We start from the raw sequence: 20,797 nt of genomic DNA, 5'->3' as shown, positions 1-20,797 counted from the left end.
GGGTCGACCCGCGCGCCCGCCGCGCCCGCCGCGCCCCCGGGCACCGCCGGTCCCGCCGGGGCGAGCAGCACGACGTCCCGCAGGCCGGCGCGCGGCAGCCCGACCCGCTCCCAGCCGCGGAGCACCGCGTCCGCGACCCCGCGCACGTCCGGCCCGGCGCACTGCGACGTCTCCGGCTGCGGCACCGACGCCCACAGCGCGAGGCCGCCCTCGACGGCCTCGGCGACGGACTCCCACCGGCGCTCGTCGAGCCCGGCGACCTCCAGCCCCACCGCGTCCGCCCCGGCGCCGCGCGCGGCCCCGGCCGCCGCGGCACCGGCGCCGACGTGCAGGACCACGCGCTCGGCGCCGCCCGCCCGCACCCCGGCGACGACCGCCCCGATCCGCTCCGACGCCACCGGCGCCGCCACCGACCGCAGCCGGGCGTACCCGGAGAACGACGGCAGCACCCCGGCGACCACCTGCGCCAGCAGCGGCTCGTGCAGCAGCACGGTCGGCCGCGCGCCGGGGACGGCCCGGCGGATCGCGTCGAGGTGCTCGACGACGCCCGCGGCCAGCGACTCCGCGAGCTCCGCGACGGCGCCCGGGTCGGCGACCGCGCGGTCGCCCCGCGCCAGGTAGACGCTCGCGGCCAGCGTCAGCGGCCCGGCGACCGGCACGACCAGCGGCCCGTCCCAGCCGTGCGCGGCGACCGCGAGCGCGTCCAGGTCCTCCCGGCGCAGTGCGGCGAGCCGGGTCGCGTCCACGCCGGGCCGGTCCGCGAGCCGCCAGCCGTGCGGCCCGAGCTCCGCGGGCAGCTCGACCAGGAGGCCGAGCGCCTGCGCGGCGAGGGTGCCGAACGGCCCGCGCTCGGGCAGCCGCACGGTCCAGGGCAGCCCGTCGACGCCGGACGGCGCGGCGGCGACGTCGCCGAGCACGGTCGTCTGCGCCTCCAGCGGCTCCGAGCCCGGCCAGGGCCCGGTCCCGCCGACCGCCGTCACGCGGTCGCCCCGGCGCGGCCGGCGACGGCCCCGTCCGCGGCGGCGCCCGCGCGCGCCCGCTCCGTCCGGTCGACCGTCCCCTGACCCAGCACCACGTCCCCGTCCGTCCCGCCGTACAGCACGGCCGACTGCCCCGCGGCGACCCCGCGCAGCGACCCGTCGACCCGGATCTCGATCCCGCCCGCCTCCGTGGCGCGGGCCCGCGCCGGCACCGCGGCGCCGTGCGCCCGCACCTGCAGCAGGCAAGCCGTCCAGTCCGCCGGAGCGGCGCCGAACCACACCGCGTCCCGCGCCTCGACCGCGCCGACCTCGAGCGCCTCCGCCCCGCCGACGACGACCCGGTTGCTCACGGGCTCGATCGCCAGCACGTACCGCGGCTTCCCGTCGGCCGCCGGGCGCCCGAGCTGCAGGCCCTTGCGCTGCCCGACGGTGAACCCGTAGGCGCCGTCGTGCGTGCCGAGCACCGTGCCGTCGGCGTCGACGACCTCCCCCGGGCGCGAGCCGAGCCGGTCCCGGAGGAACCCCCGGGTGTCGCCGTCGGCCACGAAGCAGATGTCGTACGAGTCGGGCTTGGCGGAGACGCTCAGCCCGCGGGCCGCCGCCTCGGCGCGGACCTCGTCCTTCGACGCGACGTCGCCGAGCGGGAAGATCGCCCGCGCGAGCCGCTCCGGGCCCATGACCGCCAGCACGTAGGACTGGTCCTTCGCCAGGTCGCGTGCGCGGCGCAGCACCGGCGCGCCGTCCGGCCCCGCGGTGGCGGAGGCGTAGTGCCCCGTCGCGACGGCGTCGAAGCCCAGCGCCAGCGCCTTGTCGAGGAGCGCGTCGAACTTGATGTGCTCGTTGCACCGGACGCACGGGTTGGGCGTGCGCCCCGCCTCGTACTCGGACAGGAAGTCGGCGACGACGGTGTCCTCGAACCGCTCGGACAGGTCCCACACGTAGTACGGGATGCCCAGCACGTCGGCGGCGCGCCGGGCGTCGCCGGCGTCCTCGATGGAGCAGCAGCCGCGCGAGCCGGTCCGCAGCTGCGCGCGGCTCCGGGACAGCGCCATGTGCACGCCGACGACGTCGTGGCCGGCGTCCACCGCGCGGGCGGCCGCGACCGCGGAGTCCACGCCGCCGGACAGCGCCGCGAGCACCCGCATCAGCGCGCCCCCGCCGTCGACCGGGCGCCGGCCGCCGGCGCACCCGCCGCAGCGCCGACCGGCCGGCTGCCGCCCGCGAGCCCCGCCGACCGCGCGCGGTGCACGACGCCCGGCAGCGCCGCGAGCAGCGCGGCCACGTCGTCCCCCGTCGACGGCCAGCCGAGCGAGAACCGCAGCGCGCCGCGGGCGTCCGCCTCGTCCAGCCCCATCGCGAGCAGCACGTGGCTGGGCTGCGGCACGCCCGCCTGGCAGGCGGATCCCGTCGAGCACTCGACGCCGGCGGAGTCGAGCAGGTACAGCAGCGAGTCCCCCTCGCAGCCGGGGAACGTGAAGTGCGCGTTGGCCGGCAGCCGGTCCGCGGCGTCGGCGGGCCCGCGCAGCACCGCGTCGGGCACCGCCGCCCGCACGCCGTCGACCAGCGCATCCCGGAGCCCGGCGAGCCGCGCCGCGGTCGCCTCGCGCCCGCGCACCGCCGCGTCGACCGCCACCGCGAACGCCGCGATCGCCGGCACGTCGAGCGACCCCGAGCGCACCCCCCGCTCCTGACCGCCGCCGTGCAGCACGGGCACCAGGTCGAGCTCGCGCCGCGCGAGCAGCGCGCCGACGCCGACCGGGCCGCCGAGCTTGTGACCCGTGACGGTCATCGCGTCCAGCCCGGAGGCCGCGAAGTCGACCGGCACCTGCCCGACCGCCTGCACGGCGTCGGCGTGCACCGGGACGCCGTGGGCGTGCGCGAGCGCGACCACCTCGGCGACCGGCTGCAGGGTGCCGACCTCGTTGTTCGCCCACATGACCGACACCAGGGCCGTCTGCCCGGCGTGCGCGGCGAGCTCGTCGCGCAGCGCGTCGAGGCGCACCCGGCCCTCGTCGTCGACGGGGAGCAGGACGATCTCGGCCCCCGCGTGCTCGGCCAGCCAGAACGCCGGGTCCAGCACCGCGTGGTGCTCCACGGCCGACACCAGGACGCGGCGCCGGGCCGGGTCCTGGGCGGTGCGGGCCCAGAACAGGCCCTTCACCGCGAGGTTGTCGGCCTCGGTGCCCCCGCCGGTCAGCAGCACCTCGCTGGGCCGCGCGCCGAGCGCCGCGGCCAGCGTCTCGCGGGCCTCCTCGACGGCGCGCCGCGCCGCCCGCCCCGCGGTGTGCAGGGACGAGGGGTTGCCGGTGCGGGACAGGTGCTCGACCAGGACGGCAGCCGCCTCCGGGAGCACGGGCGTCGTGGCCGCGTGGTCCAGATACGCGCTCACCCGCAGAAGTCTACGAAGGGTTCTGTCAGGATGTGGCGCGTGAGTGCCGACGACGCGACGACGCCTCCGCTGGCCTTCAGCGGGCAACGGCTGGACTGGCGGGACCTCCCGCGGTCCGTCCGCACCCGGATCTCCGAGCTCGCGGGTGCCCAGGTGAGCGCCGAGACCAGCGCGACCACCGGGTTCAGCCCGGGGTTCGCCGCGGTCCTCGAGCTGGCCGACGGGCGCGGCGTGTTCGTCAAGGCCGTGTCGCCCGAGCAGAACCCGGAGTCCCCGGAGCTCGCCCGGGCGGAGGTGCGCGCGGCCGCCGCGCTGCCGCCCCAGGTGCCCGCGCCCGCGCTGCTGTGGTCGGACGACGACGGCGACTGGGTGCTGCTCGGCTTCGAGGTGGCGCCCGGCCGCCCGCCGCTGCTCCCCTGGCGCCACGACGAGCTCGCCCTCGTGCTCGCGGCGCTGGACACGCTGGCCGAGGCCGAGCCGCTCCCGGGGCACGAGCTGCGCCCGACCGCCGAGACGCTGGCCGGCGACTTCACCGGCTGGCGGACCATCGCGGCCCGCCCCGGCGCCGACCTCGACGCGCTCGCCGCGCGGACCGGCGAGGCCGGCTCCTGGGTGCTCGCGCACCTCGACGCGCTGGTCGCCTGGGAGGACGACGCGCTCGACGCCTGCGCGGGCAGCGCGCTCGTGCACGGCGACCTGCGCGCGGACAACGTCATGGTCGACCACGACCACGAGGGCGGCCGGGTCGCGCTGATCGACTGGCCGCACGCGAGCGTCGGCGCCCCGTGGCTGGACCTCGCCTTCATGCTGCCGAGCGTCGCCATGCAGGGCGGCGGCGAGCCGCAGGACCTGTTCTGGACCCGGCCTGCGTCCAAGGGCGTCGAGCAGGAGCGGCTGCGCGCCGCCGTCGCGGGGCTCGCGGGGTACTTCGTGCACGGCGCGCTGCAGCCGGCGCCGGTCGGCATCCCCAACCTGCGCCGGTTCCAGGGGGCCCAGGGGCGGCACGCGGTGGAGTGGCTCCGCGCGCTGGCCTGAGCCCCGCGGAGCCGCCGGAGCGGCGGCCTCGGCCCGGCCCGGGCGGCGGCCTCAGCCCTGCCGCAGCCGGCGGAGCTCCTCCGTCACCTGCGGCAGCACCGTGAACAGGTCCCCGACGATCCCGTAGTCGGCGATCTCGAAGATCGGCGCCTCCGGGTCGGGGTTGACCGCCACGATCGTCCCCGACGCCTGCATGCCGCCGCGGTGGTGCACCGCCCCGGACACGCCCGCGCCGATGTACAGCCGCGGCGACACCGTCACGCCGGTCTGGCCGATCTGGGTCTCGTGCCCGATCCAGCCCTCGTCGGTGGCCACGCGCGTCGAGCCGACCGCGCCGCCGACCTCGTCCGCGAGCGCCTCGATCGGCGCGAAGTCGCCCTCGGTCCCGCGGCCGCCCACGACGACCACGTCGGCCGACGACAGGTCCGGCCGGTCCGACGGCGCGGCGGGGGTGCGGCGCACCAGGGCGGCGCGGGTGGCGCGCTCGGAGACGGCGAGCGCGCGGGTGCGCAGCTCGGGCGCCAGCGGCGCCTCCTCCTCGACGTGCCGGGACACCACCGCGCCGGCCTTCAGCAGCACGACGGCGAGGTCGGTCCGCACGGCGCACCGGGTGGTCCAGGTGCCCGCGAGCACGGTCTTGGACGCGACGACTCGGCCCTGCGCGTCCCGCTCGACCGCGGCGGCGTCGGTGACGACGCCCGCGCCGGTGGCGACGGCCAGCCGGGCGGCGGCCTCCTTGTTCTCGAACGTCGACAGCGCCAGGAGCACCGTGGCGCCGGTCTCCCGCACGGCGTCGGCGAGCACCTCGGCGAGCACGGGGGTCAGCCGCGCGTCGACGGCGCCGGTGGACACCTGGTGCACCACGGCGACCCCGTGCCGGCCGAGGACGGGCAGCGCCGGGTCGACCGGCTCGTCGCCGACCCACAGGCCGTGCACCTCGCCGCCGTCGGCGAGGCCGCGGGCCGCCGTGGCGAGCTCCAGCACGCTGCCGCGCAGGGCGCCGGTCTCGGCGTGGTCGAGCAGGACGAGCACGGTGGCCATCAGAGGACCTCTCCGGTCGCGGGGGTGGTGCGGACCAGGTCGCGCTCCAGCAGCCACGCGGCGAGCCGCGCGCCCGCCTGGCCGTCGTCGGTCACCAGCACCCGGTCGGTGCGCGGCGGTCGGGGCGCGGCCTCGAGCACCTCGGTGCGGGCGCCCGCGGCGCCCACGGTGGCCGGGTCGACGCCCAGGTCCGCCAGCGTCAGGGTCTCCACCGGCTTCTTGCGGGCGGCCATGATCCCCTGGAAGTTCGGGTAGCGCGGCTCGTTGGCGCGGTCGGTGACCGACACCAGCGCGGGCAGCGGCGCGGTGAGCTCCTCGACGGCGTGGTCGAGGTCGCGGCGCACCGTGACGGCGCCGTCCGCGAGCGTGACCTCGGCGGCGAGCGTGAGCTGCGGCAGGTCGAGCGTCGCCGCGAGCGCCGCGGGCAGCAGCGAGGTCAGCCCGTCGAGGCCGGCCATGCCGGTGACGACCAGGTCGACCGGCGCCTGCTCCCCCAGCCGGCGCAGCACCGCGGCGAGCACGGCGGCGGTGCCGAACACGTCGGAGCCGGCGACGGCGTCGTCGAGCACGTGCACGGCCGCGTCGGCGCCCAGCTGCAGGCCGCGGCGCACCGCGTCCTCCGCGTCGTCCGGGCCGACCGTCACCACGACGACCTCGGCCTCGTCGCCGGCGTCGCGCGCCTGCTCGGCCAGGACGACGGCGGCCTCGACCGCGTTCTCGTCCAGCTCGTTGATGGTGCCGTCGCCGCCGTCGCGGACGAGGCGCCCGTCGGGCCCCAGCGCGCGCTCGGACTGGATGTCGGGCACGTGCTTCACGCACACCACGATTCTCACCCCGGGAACGTTACCCGCCCCGCGGGAGGGGGTGCACGGGACCGGGTCCCGGTGGACGACGCGGTGCCGCCGCGCGCCCCGCGGCACCGGAGCCCCAGGTCGCGACCCCGCGGAGCCCCGCACCCGGGCCACAATGGGCGCGTGACCCCCGCCGCCCCGCACCCCGGCCCGCCGCCCCGCCTCGGGGTGCACGCGACCGACGACGGCGTCGAGGTCGGCGTGCTCGCGCCGCACGCGGACGCGGTCGACCTCTGCCTGCTCGACCCCGACCCCGCCGCGCCGACCGGGTGGGCCGAGCGCCGGGTCCGGCTCGACGGGCCGGACCTGGGCGTCTTCAGCGCGCGGGTCCCCGGCGTCCGGCCGGGCCAGCGGTACGGCCTGCGCGCGCACGGGCCGTGGGACCCGGGCGCCGGCCTGCGGTACAACCCGGCGAAGCTGCTGGTCGACCCGTACGCCCGCGGCCTGGTCGGCGAGGTGGACCACGGCCCGGCGACCTACGGGCACGTGGTCGACGACGCGCTGCGGGGCGACCCCGCCGGCGAGCCCGACCCCCGCGACTCGGTCGCGCACGTGCCGCACGCCGTCGTCCTGGACCGCCGGCCCGGGCGCCGGGGGGCGGGCGACGCGGTCGACCCCGCCGCCAACCGCCCGCACACGCCGTGGACCGACACCGTCGTCTACGAGGCGCACGTCAAGGGCCTGACCGTCCGGCACCCCGAGCTGCCGCCGCACCTGCGCGGCACCTACGCGGCGCTCGGCCACCCGGCCGTCGTGGACCACCTGCGGGCGCTCGGCGTCACCGCCCTCGAGCTGCTCCCGGTGCACGCGTTCTCCGCGGAGCCGCACCTGGTCCAGCGCGGCCTGACCAACTACTGGGGCTACAGCACGCTGGGCTTCTTCGCCCCGCACGCCCCGTACGCCACCGCCGCCGCGCGCGCGGCCGGCCCCGCCGCGGTGCTCGACGAGCTGCGCACCGCCGTGCACGCGCTGCACGAGGCGGGCATCGAGGTGCTCCTCGACGTCGTCTACAACCACACCTGCGAGGGCGGCCTGCCCGGCCAGCACCTGTCCTGGCGCGGCCTCGACTCCGCGGTGTACTACCTGCACGACGGCGCGCACCCGGCGGCCCTGGCGGACGTCACCGGCACGGGCAACACCCTGGACTTCCGGCGGCCCGAGGTCGTGCGGCTCGCGCTCGACTCGCTGCGGTACTGGGCGCAGGAGGTCGGCGTCGACGGCTTCCGGTTCGACCTGGCGGTGACCCTCGGTCGGGGGCACACCGGGTTCGACCCCGACCACCCGTTCCTGGTCGCCGCCGCCACCGACCCCGCCCTGCACGGGCTCAAGCTGATCGCCGAGCCCTGGGACGTCGGGCCGGGCGGCTGGCGGACCGGGCAGTTCCCGCCGCCGTTCGCCGAGTGGAACGACCGGTTCCGCAACTCCGTGCGGTCGTTCTGGCTCGCCGACCCGGCCCGCGCCGCCCACGGCCTGCCCGAGCACCGGGTCCGGGACCTCGCGACCCGGCTCGCCGGGTCCGTCGACCTGTTCGGGAGGTCCGACCCGCCGCTCGTCCGCGGCCCACGCGCGTCGGTCAACTACGTCACGGCGCACGACGGGTTCACCCTCGCCGACCTCGTCGCGTACGAGCACAAGCACAACGAGGCCAACGGCGAGCAGAACCGCGACGGCTCGGACGACAACCGGTCCTGGAACCACGGCGTCGAGGGGCACGTCGCCGCCGACTCGGTGGCCGCCGACATCGTGCCGCTGCGCCGCCGGTCCATCCGGAACCTGCTGGCGACGCTGCTGCTCGCCGCGGGCACGCCGATGATCACCGCCGGCGACGAGCTCGGCCGGACCCAGCGCGGCAACAACAACGCGTACTGCCAGGACTCGCCGCTGTCCTGGGTGTCCTGGGACCTCGCGCCGTGGCGCCGGGACCTCCTCGCGACGGCCCGGCACCTCACCGCGCTGCGGCGCGCGCACCCGGCGCTGCGCAGCGCCCGGTTCTTCACCGGCCGCGCCGGTGCGGACGGGCGGCCGGACCTCGCATGGTTCGACCCGGCGGGTGCGGTGTTCACCCACGAGCGGTGGCACGACGGGGACCTGCGGACGCTGCAGATGCTGCGCACCGCCGACGGCGACGCGGTGCTGCTGGTGGTGAACGGGTCGCTGGACCCGGCCGACGTGGTCCTGGCGGACCCGGACGCGGCGGCGGACGGCGGGGAGACCACCTGGGAGCTCGCGTGGGACTCCACCTGGGAGCACCCGGGCGAGGTGAGCGCCGCGGCGCTGAACGGCGGGCTGCACCAGGACGCGGGCACCCGCGCGGCCCTGGAGCCCCTGAGCCTCCGCGTCTACGTCGCCTGACCCGCGCCGCGCCGCGTCCCTCCCGGCCCCCGCCACCGAGGTCGGTGGTTCGCGCCGAGATCGGTGCGTGCCACCACCGATCTCGGCCGGAACCACCGACCTCGACGCAGCCAGGCGCCGCGAGCCCCCGCGCCGTCAGCCCGCGTTCGCGACCAGGCCCACCTCGGCGACCGACGCCAGACCCTCGTGCCTCGGCACCACCCGCACGCTGTACCCGAAGGGCCCGGACGCGTCGAGGACCAGGTCCCCCGCGAACCCGTAGCGGCCGCCCTCGTAGGTGTCCGCGAGCGCCAGCGGGTCGACGGTGAAGCCGTGCAGCTCGTCGGTCTCGGAGACCTTGCCGTGCACGACCTGCACCTCGACGTCCTCGGGCTTGAGCTCGCCGAGCGCGACGTAGGCCTTGACGTGCAGCGTGTCGCCGACCTGCGGCACCTCCCGGACGCCGCCGGACTCCACGTGGTCGACCCGCACGTGCTGCCAGCCGGACCGCACGCGGCCCTTCCAGGCGGCGAGCTCGCGCGCCCCGGCGAACCCGGAGTCGCCCGCGAGCGCCCGGCCGGCGACGGCCGCCGGCGCGTACAGCCGCTCGACGTAGTCGGCGACCATCCGGGTGGCCTGCACCTTCGGGCCGAGCGTGGCCAGCGTGTGCCGGACCATCTCCAGCCAGCGGCCGGGCAGCCCGCGCTCGTCGCGGTCGTAGAACCGCGGCGCCACCTGGTGCTCGATCAGCTCGTACAGCGCGGCCGCCTCGAGGTCGTCGCGCCGGTCGGGGTCCTCGACGCCGTCGGCCGTCGGGATGGCCCAGCCGTTCTCGCCGTCGAACCACTCGTCCCACCACCCGTCGAGGATGGACAGGTTGAGCCCGCCGTTGAGCGCCGCCTTCATGCCGGACGTGCCGCAGGCCTCGAGCGGGCGCAGCGGGTTGTTCAGCCAGACGTCGCAGCCCGGGTAGAGGGTCTGGGCCATCGCGATGTCGTAGTTCGGCAGGAACACGATGCGGTGCCGCACCCCGGCGTCGTCGGCGAACCGGACGAGCTGCTGGATGAGCCGCTTGCCCTGGTCGTCGGCGGGGTGCGACTTGCCGGCGATGACCAGCTGCACCGGCCGCTCGGGGTGGGTGAGCAGGGCGCGCAGCCGCTCGGGGTCGCGCAGCATGAGGGTGAGCCGCTTGTAGGTCGGCACCCGGCGCGCGAACCCGATGGTCAGCACGTCCGGCGACAGCACGTCGTCCACCCAGCCGAGCTCGGCCGGGCTCGCGCCGCGCTGCGCCCACGAGTGCCGCACCCGGCGGCGGGCGTCCGCGACGAGCTGCGCGCGCAGCGTCCGGCGCATCCCCCACAGCTCCTCGTCGGAGATCGCGTCGCTGCGCAGCCAGCCGACCCCCGCGGCGATCTCCTCGCCGGACAGCCGTTCGGCCGCGAGGTCGGACAGCCGCCGGTCGACCCAGGTCGGCGCGTGCACGCCGTTGGTGACCGAGGTGATCGGCACCTCGACGTCGTCGAAGCCCGGCCACAGGCCGTTGAACATCCCGCGGGACACCTCGCCGTGCAGCAGCGAGACGCCGTTGGCGCGGCCGCCGAGCCGCAGCCCCATGACGGCCATGTTGAACATCGTCGGGTCGCCGCCCGGGTAGTCCTCGGCTCCGAGCGCGAGCACCCGGTCGACCGGCACCCCCTCGGCGGCGTTCGCCCCGCCGAAGTACTGCTGCACGAGCCCGGCCTCGAACCGGTCGATGCCGGCGGGCACGGGGGTGTGCGTGGTGAACACCGTGGCCGCGCGCACGGCCTCGAGCGCCTCGTCGAAGCCGAGGCCCGCGCCGGTCACCAGCTCGCGGATCCGCTCCACGCCGAGGAACCCGGCGTGGCCCTCGTTGGTGTGGTAGACCTCCGGCTCCGGCGCGCCGGTCAGCCGGGACCACACGCGCAGCGCGCGCACGCCGCCCACGCCGAGGAGCAGCTCCTGCTGGAGCCGGTGCTCGCCGCCGCCGCCGTACAGCCGGTCGGTGACCTTGCGGGCGGCCTCGTCGTTCTCGGGCACGTCGGAGTCGAGCAGCAGCAGCGGCACCCGGCCGACCGTCGCGGTCCAGACGTGGGCGTGCAGCGTGCGGTCGCCCGGGAGCGCGATGGACACCACCGCGGGGGTGCCGTCGTGCTCGCGGACCAGGGTGAGCGGCATGCCGTCGGGGTCGAGCAGCGGGTAGGTCTCCTGCTGCCAGCCGTCCCGGGTGAGCGACTGCTTGAAGTAGCCGGCGCCGTACAGCAGCCCGACGCCGATGACCGGCACGCCCAGGTCGGACGCGCTCTTCAGGTGGTCGCCGGCCAGGATGCCGAGGCCGCCGGAGTACTGGGGCAGCACGGCGGTGATGCCGAACTCCGGGGAGAAGTAGCCGATCGCGGCGGGCAGCGACGGGTCGGAGGCCTGCCGGCGCTGGTACCAGCGCGGCGCCTCGAGGTACTCGTGCAGGTCCGCCGTCGCCGCGCGCACCGCGGCCACGACGTCGGGGTCGGCGGCCAGCTCGGCCAGCCGCTCGGGGCGCAGGGCGCCGAGCAGCGCGACCGGGTCGCCGTGCACCTCGTCCCACAGCGCGGGGTCGATGCGGGCGAACAGGTCGCGGGTCGGCGCGTGCCAGGACCAGCGCAGGTTGTGGGCGAGCTCGTCCAGGTCGGCGAGCTCGGCGGGCAGCGAGGTGCGGACGGTGAATCGGCGGATGGCTCTCACCCGGCCGAGCCTAGGCGCGGCAGGGCGGCCCGGAACAGCACCTGGGTCCCATTCGTGCGCGCCACCCACGAGGTCGGCCGTCCGGATGGCTGGGCCCGGCACCAGTGGATAGGTTCGGTCCCGTGACGTCGACACCCACGCCGCGCCAGCCCGCGTCCCGTCCCGCCCGTTCGTCACGCGCGACCCCCGCGGCCGCCGACGTGCCGCCCCCCACGACCTCCGCCCCGGTGCCCGAACCCGCGCCGACCCGCCGCGCCCGCAAGGCCGCGAGCCCGGCCAAGGCGGTCGCCACCGCCGAGGCGGTCGCGGAGGCGGCCCGGCCCGACCACGCGCCCATCGGCCGGATCCCGGTCGTGGACGTCTCCCCCGTCGCCGAGGCCGGGCGCTGGCCCGCCAAGGCCGCGGTCGGCGAGGCGGTTCCGATCCGCGCGACGGTGTTCCGCGAGGGGCACGACGCCTGCGCCGCGACCGCCGTGCTCGTCGGCCCCGACGGCACCGACCGCGCCCGCGCGACGATGGTCGACATCGCGCCCGGCCTGGACCGGTACGAGGCCCGCCTGGTGCCCGACGAGGCCGGGGCCTGGGCCTTCCGCGTCGAGGGCTGGTCCGACCCGTTCGGCACCTGGGCGCACGACGCGCCGCTCAAGGTCGGCGCCGGCGTGGACGTCGAGCTCGTCCTCGAGGAGGGCGCCCGACTGCTGGCCCGCGCGGCCGACCGCACCGCGGACGACGCCGGGGCCGCGATCCCGGAGGCCGACGCCCAGGTGCTCCGCGACGCCGCGACCGCCCTGCGCGACGACAGCCGTCCCGCCGAGGCGCGGCTCGCCGCCGGCCTGTCCGCCGAGGTGCGGGCCGCGCTCGCCGCGCACCCCGTGCGGGAGCTCGTCAGCCCGTCGCCCACCTACCCGCTGGTCGTCGACCGCCCGCTGGCGCTCGCCGGCGCCTGGTACGAGATCTTCCCGCGGTCGATCGGCGCCACCTACGACGACGCCACCGGCACCTGGACCACGGGCACGCTGCGCACCGCCGCCGAGGACCTGCCGCGGATCGCCGGCCTCGGGTTCGACGTCGTCTACCTGACGCCGATCCACCCGATCGGCACCACGCACCGCAAGGGCCGCAACAACACCCTCGACGCGCGGCCGGGCGACCCGGGCTCGCCGTACGCCATCGGCTCCCCGGACGGCGGGCACGACGCGATCGACCCGTCGCTCGGCACGTTCGAGGACTTCGACGCGTTCGTCGCCGCCGCCCGCGACCAGGGCCTGGAGGTGGCGCTCGACCTGGCGCTGCAGTGCTCCCCCGACCACCCGTGGGTCGCCGAGCACCCGGAGTGGTTCACCACCCGGCTCGACGGGACGATCGCGTACGCGGAGAACCCGCCGAAGAAGTACCAGGACATCTACCCGCTGAACTTCGACAACGACCCCGAGGGCATCGCGCGGGAGATCCGCCGCGTCCTGCAGGTCTGGATCGACCACGGCGTCACCGCGTTCCGCGTCGACAACCCGCACACCAAGCCGCTGTCGTTCTGGCAGTGGCTGCTGGCCGACGTCCGCGCCGCGCACCCCGACGTGGTGTTCCTGTCCGAGGCGTTCACCCGTCCGGCGATGATGCTCAACCTCGCGCGGGTCGGCTTCCACCAGTCGTACACGTACTTCACCTGGCGGAACACCAAGGAGGAGGTCGCCGAGTACCTCGCCGAGGTGTCCGGCGAGCAGGGCTCGTGGATGCGGCCGTCGTTCTGGCCGACGACCCACGACATCCTCACGCCGTACATGCAGACCGGCGGGACCGCCGGCTTCGCGGTGCGGGCGGTGCTCGCGGCGCTCGGGTCCCCGACCTGGGGCATCTACTCCGGCTACGAGCTCGTCGAGGACGTCCCGCGGCCCGGGGTCGAGGAGCAGATCGACAACGAGAAGTACGAGTTCAAGCCGCGCGACTGGGCGGCCGCGGAGCCGCTCGGCATCGCCCGGCTGCTGCGCTCGCTCAACGAGATCCGCCGGGCGCACCCCGCGCTGCGCCAGCTGCGCAACCTCACGGTGCACCCCACGTCGGACCCGTCGCTCGTCGCGTTCTCCCGGCACCTGCCGGCGCACCTGTCGCCGACCGGCACGGACGACACCGTCCTGGTGGTCGTCAACCTCGACCCGCGGTCGGCGCACGACGGCGTGGTCGACCTGGACCTGGCCGCGCTCGGGCTCGACCCGGACGCGCGGTTCGTCGCGCACGACGTGCTGTCCCAGGAGGTCTACGCCTGGGACGCCCACCCGTGGGTGCGGCTCGACCCGTACAGCCGGGTCGCGCACGTGATCCAGGTGGAGCGGGTGTGACCCCGGCGGGGGCGACGGGCGGCACGCCGGTGCCGTCCGCGACGGGGGTCGTCCCGACGGTGACGGGCGCGGGCGGGCACGTCCCGCACGGCGCCGCGGGGGCACCGGCCACGGGTGCGATCGCCACCACAGCGCTGCCCGCGCGCCGGCAGCCGCCGGTGCCGGGAGCCGAGCACGGCGGGCTCAGCGACGACCCGGAGTGGTACCGCACCGCGGTGTTCTACGAGGTGATGATCCGGTCGTTCTCCGACTCGGACGGCTCGGGCTCGGGCGACCTCAAGGGGCTCACCGCTCGGCTCGACTACCTGCAGTGGCTCGGCGTCGACTGCCTGTGGCTGCCGCCGTTCTACCCGTCCCCGCTGCGCGACGGCGGCTACGACGTGTCGGACTACACCGCGGTCGCCGCGCAGTACGGCACGCTCGAGGACTTCACCGACCTGGTCGCCGCGGCGCACGAGCGCGGGATGCGCGTCGTCGTCGACCTGGTGATGAACCACTCCTCCGACCAGCACCCGTGGTTCCAGGCGTCCCGGTCCGACCCGGACGGCCCCTACGGCGACTTCTACGTGTGGTCCGACGACAACACGAAGTACCAGGACGCGCGGATCATCTTCGTCGACACCGAGACGTCCAACTGGACGTTCGACCCGGTGCGGCGGCAGTACTTCTGGCACCGGTTCTTCAGCCACCAGCCCGACCTGAACTTCGACAACCCGCGGGTTGTCGAGGCGATGTTCGACGTCGCGCGGTTCTGGCTGCGGGTCGGCGTCGACGGGTTCCGGCTCGACGCGGTCCCCTACCTGTACGAGCGGGACGGCACCAACTGCGAGAACCTCCCGGAGACGCACCGGTTCCTGCGGGACCTGCGCGCGATGATCGACCGGGAGTTCCCCGGCCGGATCATGCTCGCCGAGGCCAACCAGTGGCCCGAGGACGTCGTGCACTACTTCGGCACCGAGGCCGAGCCCGAGTGCCACATGTGCTTCCACTTCCCCGTGATGCCGCGGATCTACTACTCGCTGCGCGACCAGCGGGCGACGTCGATCGTCGACATCCTCGCGGACACCCCGGCGATCCCCGGCGGCGGCCAGTGGAGCACGTTCCTGCGGAACCACGACGAGCTCACGCTCGAGATGGTGTCCACCGAGGAGCGCGCGTCGATGTACGGCTGGTACGCGCCCGACTCCCGGATGCGCGCCAACATCGGCATCCGCCGGCGGCTCGCGCCGCTGCTCGACGACTCCCGCAAGGAGATCGAGCTCGCGCACGCGCTGCTGCTGTCCCTGCCCGGGTCGCCCTGCCTGTACTACGGCGACGAGATCGGCATGGGCGACAACATCTGGCTCGCGGACCGCGACGCCGTGCGCACCCCGATGCAGTGGACGCCCGACCGGAACTCCGGCTTCTCGACCGCCGACCCCGGCAAGCTCTACCTGCCGGTGATCCAGTCGCTCGTGCACCACTACAACAACGTGAACGTCGAGGCACAGCTCGCGCAGACGACGTCGCTGCTGCACTGGGTGCGCGGCATGCTCATGGTCCGCCGGCAGCACCCGGCGCTCGGCGTCGGCACGTTCGAGGTGGCGCCCGGCGACAACGACGCCGTGCTGTCCTTCCTGCGGCGCGGGCCCGACGAGACGCTGCTCGTCGTCGCGAACCTGGCGTCCACTGCCCGGGCCACGACGGTGCGGCTGCCGGCGGAGCTGGCGGGCGCGGAGCTGCGGGACGTCTTCGGCGGGGCGCCGTTCCCGCCCGTCGGGGCCGACGGGACGGCCTCGTTCACGCTCGGCTCGCGCGACTTCTACTGGCTGGCGGTGACGACGGCATGACCGAGCGACGGGTGGCCCACGAGGACCGGGACGACGCGCTGGCGGCGCTGCTGGCGCCCTGGCTCCCGGGACGGCGCTGGTTCCCGATCAAGGGGGTCGACGCGCGGGTCACCGCGATCGGCGGCCTGACCCTCGCCGACCCGGACGGCGCCGCGGACGTGCGGCTCCTGCTGCTGCGCGCCGAGGGCGGCGGCACCGGCGCCGTGCTCCAGGTGCCCGTCGTGCTCGGCACCGACGTGGCCGACGGGGACGCGGCGCTGATCGGGCGGCTGCCCGACGGCACCGCGGTCGTCGACGGCGCCGGGCGGCCGGAGTTCGAGCGGGCCTGGCTGGCCGCCGCGGACCGGCCCGAGGGCGCGGCCCCGGCGGACGGCGACGCCCTGGGCGCGCTCGGCGCGCCGAAGGTCGTGCCGGGCGAGCAGTCCAACACCTCGGTGATCCTCCCCGGGGCCGGCCCCGACGGCAGCACCGCGATGCTCAAGGTGTTCCGCGGGCTGACCGAGGGCGACAACCCGGACGTCGACGTCCCGCGCGCGCTCGCCGAGGTCGGCTGGACCCACGTGCCGCGCCCGCTCGCCTGGCTCGGCGCCGAGTGGCCCGACGGCGACGGCACCGCGCACGGGCACCTCGGGGTGCTGAGCGCGTTCGTGCCGGGCGCGCACGACGGGTTCGAGCTGGCGTGCGACTTCGCGCGGCGCGGCGCGTCGTTCGCCGACCTCGCCGAGGACCTCGGGGAGGTCGTCGGGCAGATGCACCGGGCGCTGGCGCGGGCCCTGCCGGACGACGTGCTGCCGGCGGACGGGGCGCCGGACACGGGCGCCTCCGCCGCCGGGTCGTCCACGGGCCGGCACGCCGCCGACCCCGAGCCGGGCCTGTCCCCCGCCGCCGCGCGGGTCGCCGACGCGCTCGCCGCGCGGTTCGCCTGGGCGAGCGGGATCGTGCCGGAGCTCGAGGGGTTCGCCGACCCCGTCGCCGCGCTGGCCGAGCGCACCCGGCTGCTCGGCGACGTGCCGCACCGGCAGCGCGTGCACGGCGACCTGCACCTCGGGCAGGTGCTGCGCGGCGACGACACCTGGTACGTCCTCGACTTCGAGGGCGAGCCGCTGCTCCCCGTCGCCCAGCGCACGCGACCCGACCTCGCGCTCCGCGACGCCGCGGGCATGCTCCGGTCGTTCGACTACGCGGCCGCCGTCGGCGACGCGCCCGCCGCGTGGACCGAGGTCGCGCGCGCGGCCTTCCTCGCCGGGTACTCGGCGGAGAGCGGCGACCTCGACCCGGGCACCCGGGCGCACCTGCTCCGGGTGCTGGAGCTCGACAAGGCGCTGTACGAGGCCGTCTACGAGGCGCGCAACCGCCCGGACTGGCTGCCGATCCCGCTCGCGGGGGTGCAGCGGCTGATCGGCTGACGGCGCGTCCTGGCCGGGGGCGCCTGGCAGACTGCCCGGCGTGAGCCCCGCGACCCCGGCCGGCCTGCCCGGCGTTCCCGAGCCCGCTCCCACCCACGTGCTGCTGGTCGGTGACTCCGTCACGGACTGCGGCCGCCGCGCCGACCCCGAGGGCCTGGGCGACGGGTACGTCCGGCTGCTCGCCGAGGGCCCGCTGCGCGGCTGCCGCGTCACCAACCGCGGCGTCGGCGGCGACCGGGCCGTCGACCTCGCGGCGCGCTGGCAGGCCGACGTCCTCGCCGAGCGCCCCGACGTGCTGTCCGTCGCCGTCGGGATCAACGACACCTGGCGCCGCTACGACCGCGGCGCCACGACGCCCGCCGAGTCGTTCGAGGCCACCTACCGCGGCCTGCTCGGGTCCGCCCTGGCCGCCGGCGTGCGGCGCCTCGTCCTCGTCGAGCCGTTCGTCGTACCCGTGACCGCGGAGCAGGAGCGCTGGTGGGACGAGGACCTCGGCGCGAAGGTCGCCGTCGTGCACCGGCTCGCCGCCGAGCACGGCGCCGTCCTCGTCCCGGCGGGGACGCACCTCGCGGCCCTCGCGGCGGAGCACGGCGCCGCGGCGCTCGCCAGCGACGGCGTGCACCCGACGCCCGCGGGGCACCGGGCGCTGGCCGACCTGTGGTGGGCCGCCGCGGGCGGGTCGGTGCTGCGGGACTGAGTGGCGCCACCCGGCTGCGCGGCGTCTGGCTGCGCGAACGCCCGGGTGGTGGTTGGGTGGGGACATGAACCGCCCGGCCGAGACGTCGCCCGTCACCGTCGACCACGACACGCTGCGCGCCGTCGCCTCCGGCACGCACCACGACCCGCACTCCGTGCTGGGTGCGCACCTCACCCCGAGCGGTCTCGTCGTGCGGACCCTGCGCCCGCTCGCCGACGCCGTCGTCGTCGTCACCGAGTCCGGCAGCACGGCCGCCGAGCACGAGCAGGACGGCATCTGGGTCGCGCTGCTGCCCGAGACGCAGGTGGTCGACTACCGCCTCGACGTCACGTACGGTGCGGACACCCAGCGGCTCGACGACCCCTACCGCTACCTGCCGACCGTCCAGGAGCTCGACCGGCACCTCATCAAGGAGGGCCGGCACGAGCAGCTGTGGACCGTCCTCGGCGCGAACGTGCACCGCTACCCCGGCACCCTCGGCGACGTCGTCGGCACCGCGTTCGCCGTCTGGGCGCCCAACGCGCGCGCCGTCCGGGTCGTCGGCGACTTCAACCACTGGCAGGGCGCCCAGCACGCCATGCGGTCCCTCGGCGAGTCCGGGGTCTGGGAGCTGTTCGTCCCCGGCGTCGCCGCCGGGACCCGGTACAAGTTCGAGATCGTCGGCGCCGACGGCACCTGGCGGCAGAAGGCGGACCCGCTCGCCAAGGGCACCGAGGTCCCGCCGGCCACCGCGTCCGTCGTCGTCGAGTCCGACTTCACCTGGGGCGACCAGGACTGGATCGACCAGCGCCGCTCGCACGACCCGCACTCCGGGCCGATGAGCATCTACGAGGTGCACCTCGGCTCCTGGCGGCAGGGCCTGTCCTACCGCGAGCTCGCCGAGCAGCTCACCGCGTACGTGCTCGAGATGGGCTTCACCCACGTCGAGTTCCTGCCCGTGTCCGAGCACCCGTTCGGCGGCTCCTGGGGCTACCAGGTCTCGTCGTACTACGCGCCCACCTCCCGGTTCGGCCACCCCGACGACTTCCGGCACCTCGTCGACACCCTGCACCGCGCCGGCATCGGCGTCCTGCTCGACTGGGTGCCCGCGCACTTCCCCAAGGACGAGTGGGCGCTCGCCCGGTTCGACGGCACCCCGCTCTACGAGCACCCGGACCCGCAGCGCGGCGAGCAGCTCGACTGGGGCACCTACGTCTTCAACTTCGGCCGCAACGAGGTGAAGAACTTCCTCGTCGCCAACGCCACCTACTGGCTCGAGGAGTTCCACGCCGACGGCCTGCGCGTCGACGCCGTGGCCTCGATGCTCTACCTCGACTACTCGCGCGAGCCCGGCCAGTGGACCCCGAACGTGCACGGCGGCCGCGAGAACCTCGAGGCGATCGCGTTCCTTCAGGAGGCCAACGCCACCGCGTACCGGCGGACCCCGGGCGTCATGATGATCGCCGAGGAGTCCACCGCCTGGCCCGGCGTCACCACGCCCACGAGCGGCGGCGGCCTCGGCTTCGGCCTCAAGTGGAACATGGGCTGGATGAACGACACCCTCCGCTACCTCGCGGAGCTGCCGATCAACCGCCGCTACCACCACCACGAGGCCACGTTCTCGCTCGTGTACGCGTTCTCCGAGCAGTTCGTCCTGCCGATCAGCCACGACGAGGTCGTGCACGGCAAGGGCTCCGTCATGCGCAAGATGCCGGGTGACGACTGGCAGCAGCGCGCCGGCGTCCGCGCCCTGCTCGCCTACCAGTGGTCGCACCCGGGCAAGCAGCTGATCTTCATGGGCACCGAGTTCGCCCAGGGCACCGAGTGGGCCGAGTCCCGGTCGCTGGACTGGTACCTGCTCGACCACGCACCCCACCGCGGCGTCCAGTCCGCCGTGCGCGACCTCAACCGGTTCTACCGATCGCACTCCGCCATGTGGGCGCTCGACCACTCCCCCCAGGGTTTCGAGTGGATCGACGCGAACGACGCCGACCGCAACGTCCTCGCGTACCTGCGCCGGGACGACCGCGGCAACGTCGTCGCGGTCGTCGTGAACTTCTCCGGCGTCCCGCACGAGGACTACCGCCTCGCGCTCCCCCAGGGCGGCACCTGGATCGAGGCCGTCAACACCGACGCCGAGGAGTACGGCGGCTCCGGCGTGGGCAACCTCGGGCAGGTGCAGGCGCGACCCGAGCCGCACCACGGGCGGGCGTTCTCCACGACCCTGCGGGTCCCGCCTCTGGGCGTCCTGTACCTCGTGCCCGCGTAGCACCGACGCCCGGCCCGGCGGCCCCGCCGCAGGGGGTGCGGGGGGCGTAGGCGGCTGCACGACACCGGCCCCGCGCGCCCAGGGCACACGTGGCTGCTCGGCACCGGCCCCGCGCGCGGCCCCGGGACGAGCCTGAGGCCCGACAACGGCCCACTGCGCACCCAGAACGAGCCATCCTGCGCAGCACGCGCATCGCAGCGCCGGGCGAACGTGGCTGCTCGTCACGGGGCCAGCTCGCCACCGGGATGGCGTGGCTGGCCGACACCGGGCCGGCGCACCACCGGGCCGGCGCACCACCGGGCCAGCGCGTGACCGGGCTCACGCGGCTGCGTTCGCCCACCCGGCCCGCTGAGGCCAGGAGGGACAGCCGCCTCTGCTGCGGCCGCCGACTCTCCATTCGTGGCCTCTGCACGACCCGACGCGCACAGGCCGCGTGTGCAGACTCGGCGGGGATCCCGCCCCTCGGAACGCACTTCCGCCAGGTGGTGGACGTGGACTCCGGGGCGCGCGACCGGCCCGGGCGCTGCTCCGATCAGAGACGGAGCACGCCTGCCACCTCGAGACGCAGCGCCCACAACGAGCACGCAGCCGCGTTCACGCCGGCGGAGGCGCGAAACGTGGCGGCGCGCACAGGGTGCGGGAGCGACGCAGCGCCGACACCGAGTGGGCAGGAGATGCTGCCTCCAGCGGGCGGACAGCAGCATCTGCTGCCCGCTCGGTGACATGGGTGGGCTCGGAGCGGCCCCGCTCTGAGCAGGTCGGCGTGCGTGTGCCGGCGCTCGCGCGCGCACGCCGCACCGTGGGCTTTCCGGGGAAACAGAAAGAGCCACCCCCGAAGGGGTGGCTCTTTCTGAAATGATGTCCGGCGGCGTCCTACTCTCCCACACCCTGGCGAGTGCAGTACCATCGGCGCTGAAG

The 20,797-nt window shown here is 76.1% G+C and carries 13 protein-coding genes; 7 read left to right on the top strand and 6 right to left on the bottom strand.

Annotated elements, in window-relative coordinates; genetic code table 11:
• The 3 genes from AC3WUG_RS17275 to AC3WUG_RS17265 form a co-directional block, all read right to left on the bottom strand.
• On the bottom strand, positions 1-980 hold a 980-nt coding region (locus tag AC3WUG_RS17275; protein ID WP_492328791.1), incomplete at its 3' end, for a uroporphyrinogen decarboxylase/cobalamine-independent methonine synthase family protein.
• Entirely contained in the window at positions 977-2,125 is a 1,149-nt protein-coding gene (gene mnmA, locus AC3WUG_RS17270) for a tRNA 2-thiouridine(34) synthase MnmA (RefSeq protein ID WP_492328790.1), read from the bottom strand. The genes mnmA and AC3WUG_RS17275, both read right to left, overlap by 4 nt.
• On the bottom strand, positions 2,125-3,369 hold the full coding sequence (locus tag AC3WUG_RS17265; protein WP_492328789.1) for a cysteine desulfurase family protein: 1,245 nt from the start codon (positions 3,367-3,369) through the stop codon (positions 2,125-2,127). The genes mnmA and AC3WUG_RS17265 overlap by 1 nt, the downstream gene beginning before the upstream one ends.
• A gap of 39 nt (positions 3,370-3,408) precedes the next feature.
• On the opposite strand from AC3WUG_RS17265, the gene AC3WUG_RS17260 reads away from it, so the two are divergent.
• Positions 3,409-4,404 (top strand): phosphotransferase family protein, encoded by a 996-nt coding sequence (locus AC3WUG_RS17260; protein WP_492328788.1) that lies wholly within the window; start codon positions 3,409-3,411, stop codon positions 4,402-4,404.
• A 51-nt stretch (positions 4,405-4,455) separates the two neighbouring features.
• Here the strand turns inward: AC3WUG_RS17260 and AC3WUG_RS17255 are convergent, their stop codons facing one another.
• Positions 4,456-5,445 (bottom strand): electron transfer flavoprotein subunit alpha/FixB family protein, encoded by a 990-nt coding sequence (locus AC3WUG_RS17255; protein WP_492328787.1) that lies wholly within the window; start codon positions 5,443-5,445, stop codon positions 4,456-4,458.
• Positions 5,445-6,278: an electron transfer flavoprotein subunit beta/FixA family protein gene (locus AC3WUG_RS17250; protein ID WP_147795976.1), complete on the bottom strand. Its 834-nt coding sequence runs from the start codon at positions 6,276-6,278 to the stop codon at positions 5,445-5,447. Before AC3WUG_RS17250 ends, AC3WUG_RS17255 begins: the two co-directional genes overlap by 1 nt.
• A gap of 141 nt (positions 6,279-6,419) precedes the next feature.
• On the opposite strand from AC3WUG_RS17250, the gene glgX reads away from it, so the two are divergent.
• A complete protein-coding gene (glgX, locus tag AC3WUG_RS17245) occupies positions 6,420-8,648 on the top strand; it encodes a glycogen debranching protein GlgX (protein ID WP_492328786.1) in 2,229 nt (742 codons plus the stop codon).
• Between the two features lie 135 nt (positions 8,649-8,783).
• On the opposite strand, the gene glgP is transcribed toward glgX, so the two are convergent.
• Entirely contained in the window at positions 8,784-11,366 is a 2,583-nt protein-coding gene (gene glgP, locus AC3WUG_RS17240) for an alpha-glucan family phosphorylase (RefSeq protein ID WP_492328785.1), read from the bottom strand.
• Between the two features lie 227 nt (positions 11,367-11,593).
• On the opposite strand from glgP, the gene AC3WUG_RS17235 reads away from it, so the two are divergent.
• The 5 genes from AC3WUG_RS17235 (at position 11,594) to glgB (ending at position 19,879) form a co-directional block, all read left to right on the top strand.
• On the top strand, positions 11,594-13,699 hold the full coding sequence (locus tag AC3WUG_RS17235) for an alpha-1,4-glucan--maltose-1-phosphate maltosyltransferase (RefSeq protein ID WP_492328784.1): 2,106 nt from the start codon (positions 11,594-11,596) through the stop codon (positions 13,697-13,699).
• A gap of 134 nt (positions 13,700-13,833) precedes the next feature.
• A complete protein-coding gene (gene treS / locus AC3WUG_RS17230; RefSeq protein ID WP_492328792.1) occupies positions 13,834-15,528 on the top strand; it encodes a maltose alpha-D-glucosyltransferase in 1,695 nt (564 codons plus the stop codon).
• The gene (locus tag AC3WUG_RS17225) at positions 15,525-16,934 is read left to right on the top strand and encodes a maltokinase N-terminal cap-like domain-containing protein (RefSeq protein ID WP_492328783.1); all 1,410 of its coding nucleotides are present in this window, start codon (positions 15,525-15,527) and stop codon (positions 16,932-16,934) included. Before treS ends, AC3WUG_RS17225 begins: the two co-directional genes overlap by 4 nt.
• A 40-nt stretch (positions 16,935-16,974) precedes the next feature.
• Complete coding sequence (locus AC3WUG_RS17220) at positions 16,975-17,631, top strand: GDSL-type esterase/lipase family protein (protein WP_492328782.1); 657 nt, start codon at positions 16,975-16,977, stop codon at positions 17,629-17,631.
• A 64-nt stretch (positions 17,632-17,695) separates the two neighbouring features.
• A complete protein-coding gene (gene glgB / locus AC3WUG_RS17215) occupies positions 17,696-19,879 on the top strand; it encodes a 1,4-alpha-glucan branching protein GlgB (RefSeq protein ID WP_492328781.1) in 2,184 nt (727 codons plus the stop codon).
• The last annotated feature ends 918 nt before the right edge of the window (positions 19,880-20,797 follow it).

The organism is Cellulomonas sp. EB106-03-03-XG116, assembly GCF_058792015.1.
The sequence above is the reverse complement of the archived record's forward strand: the minus strand, read 5'-3'. Positions and strand labels throughout refer to the sequence as shown.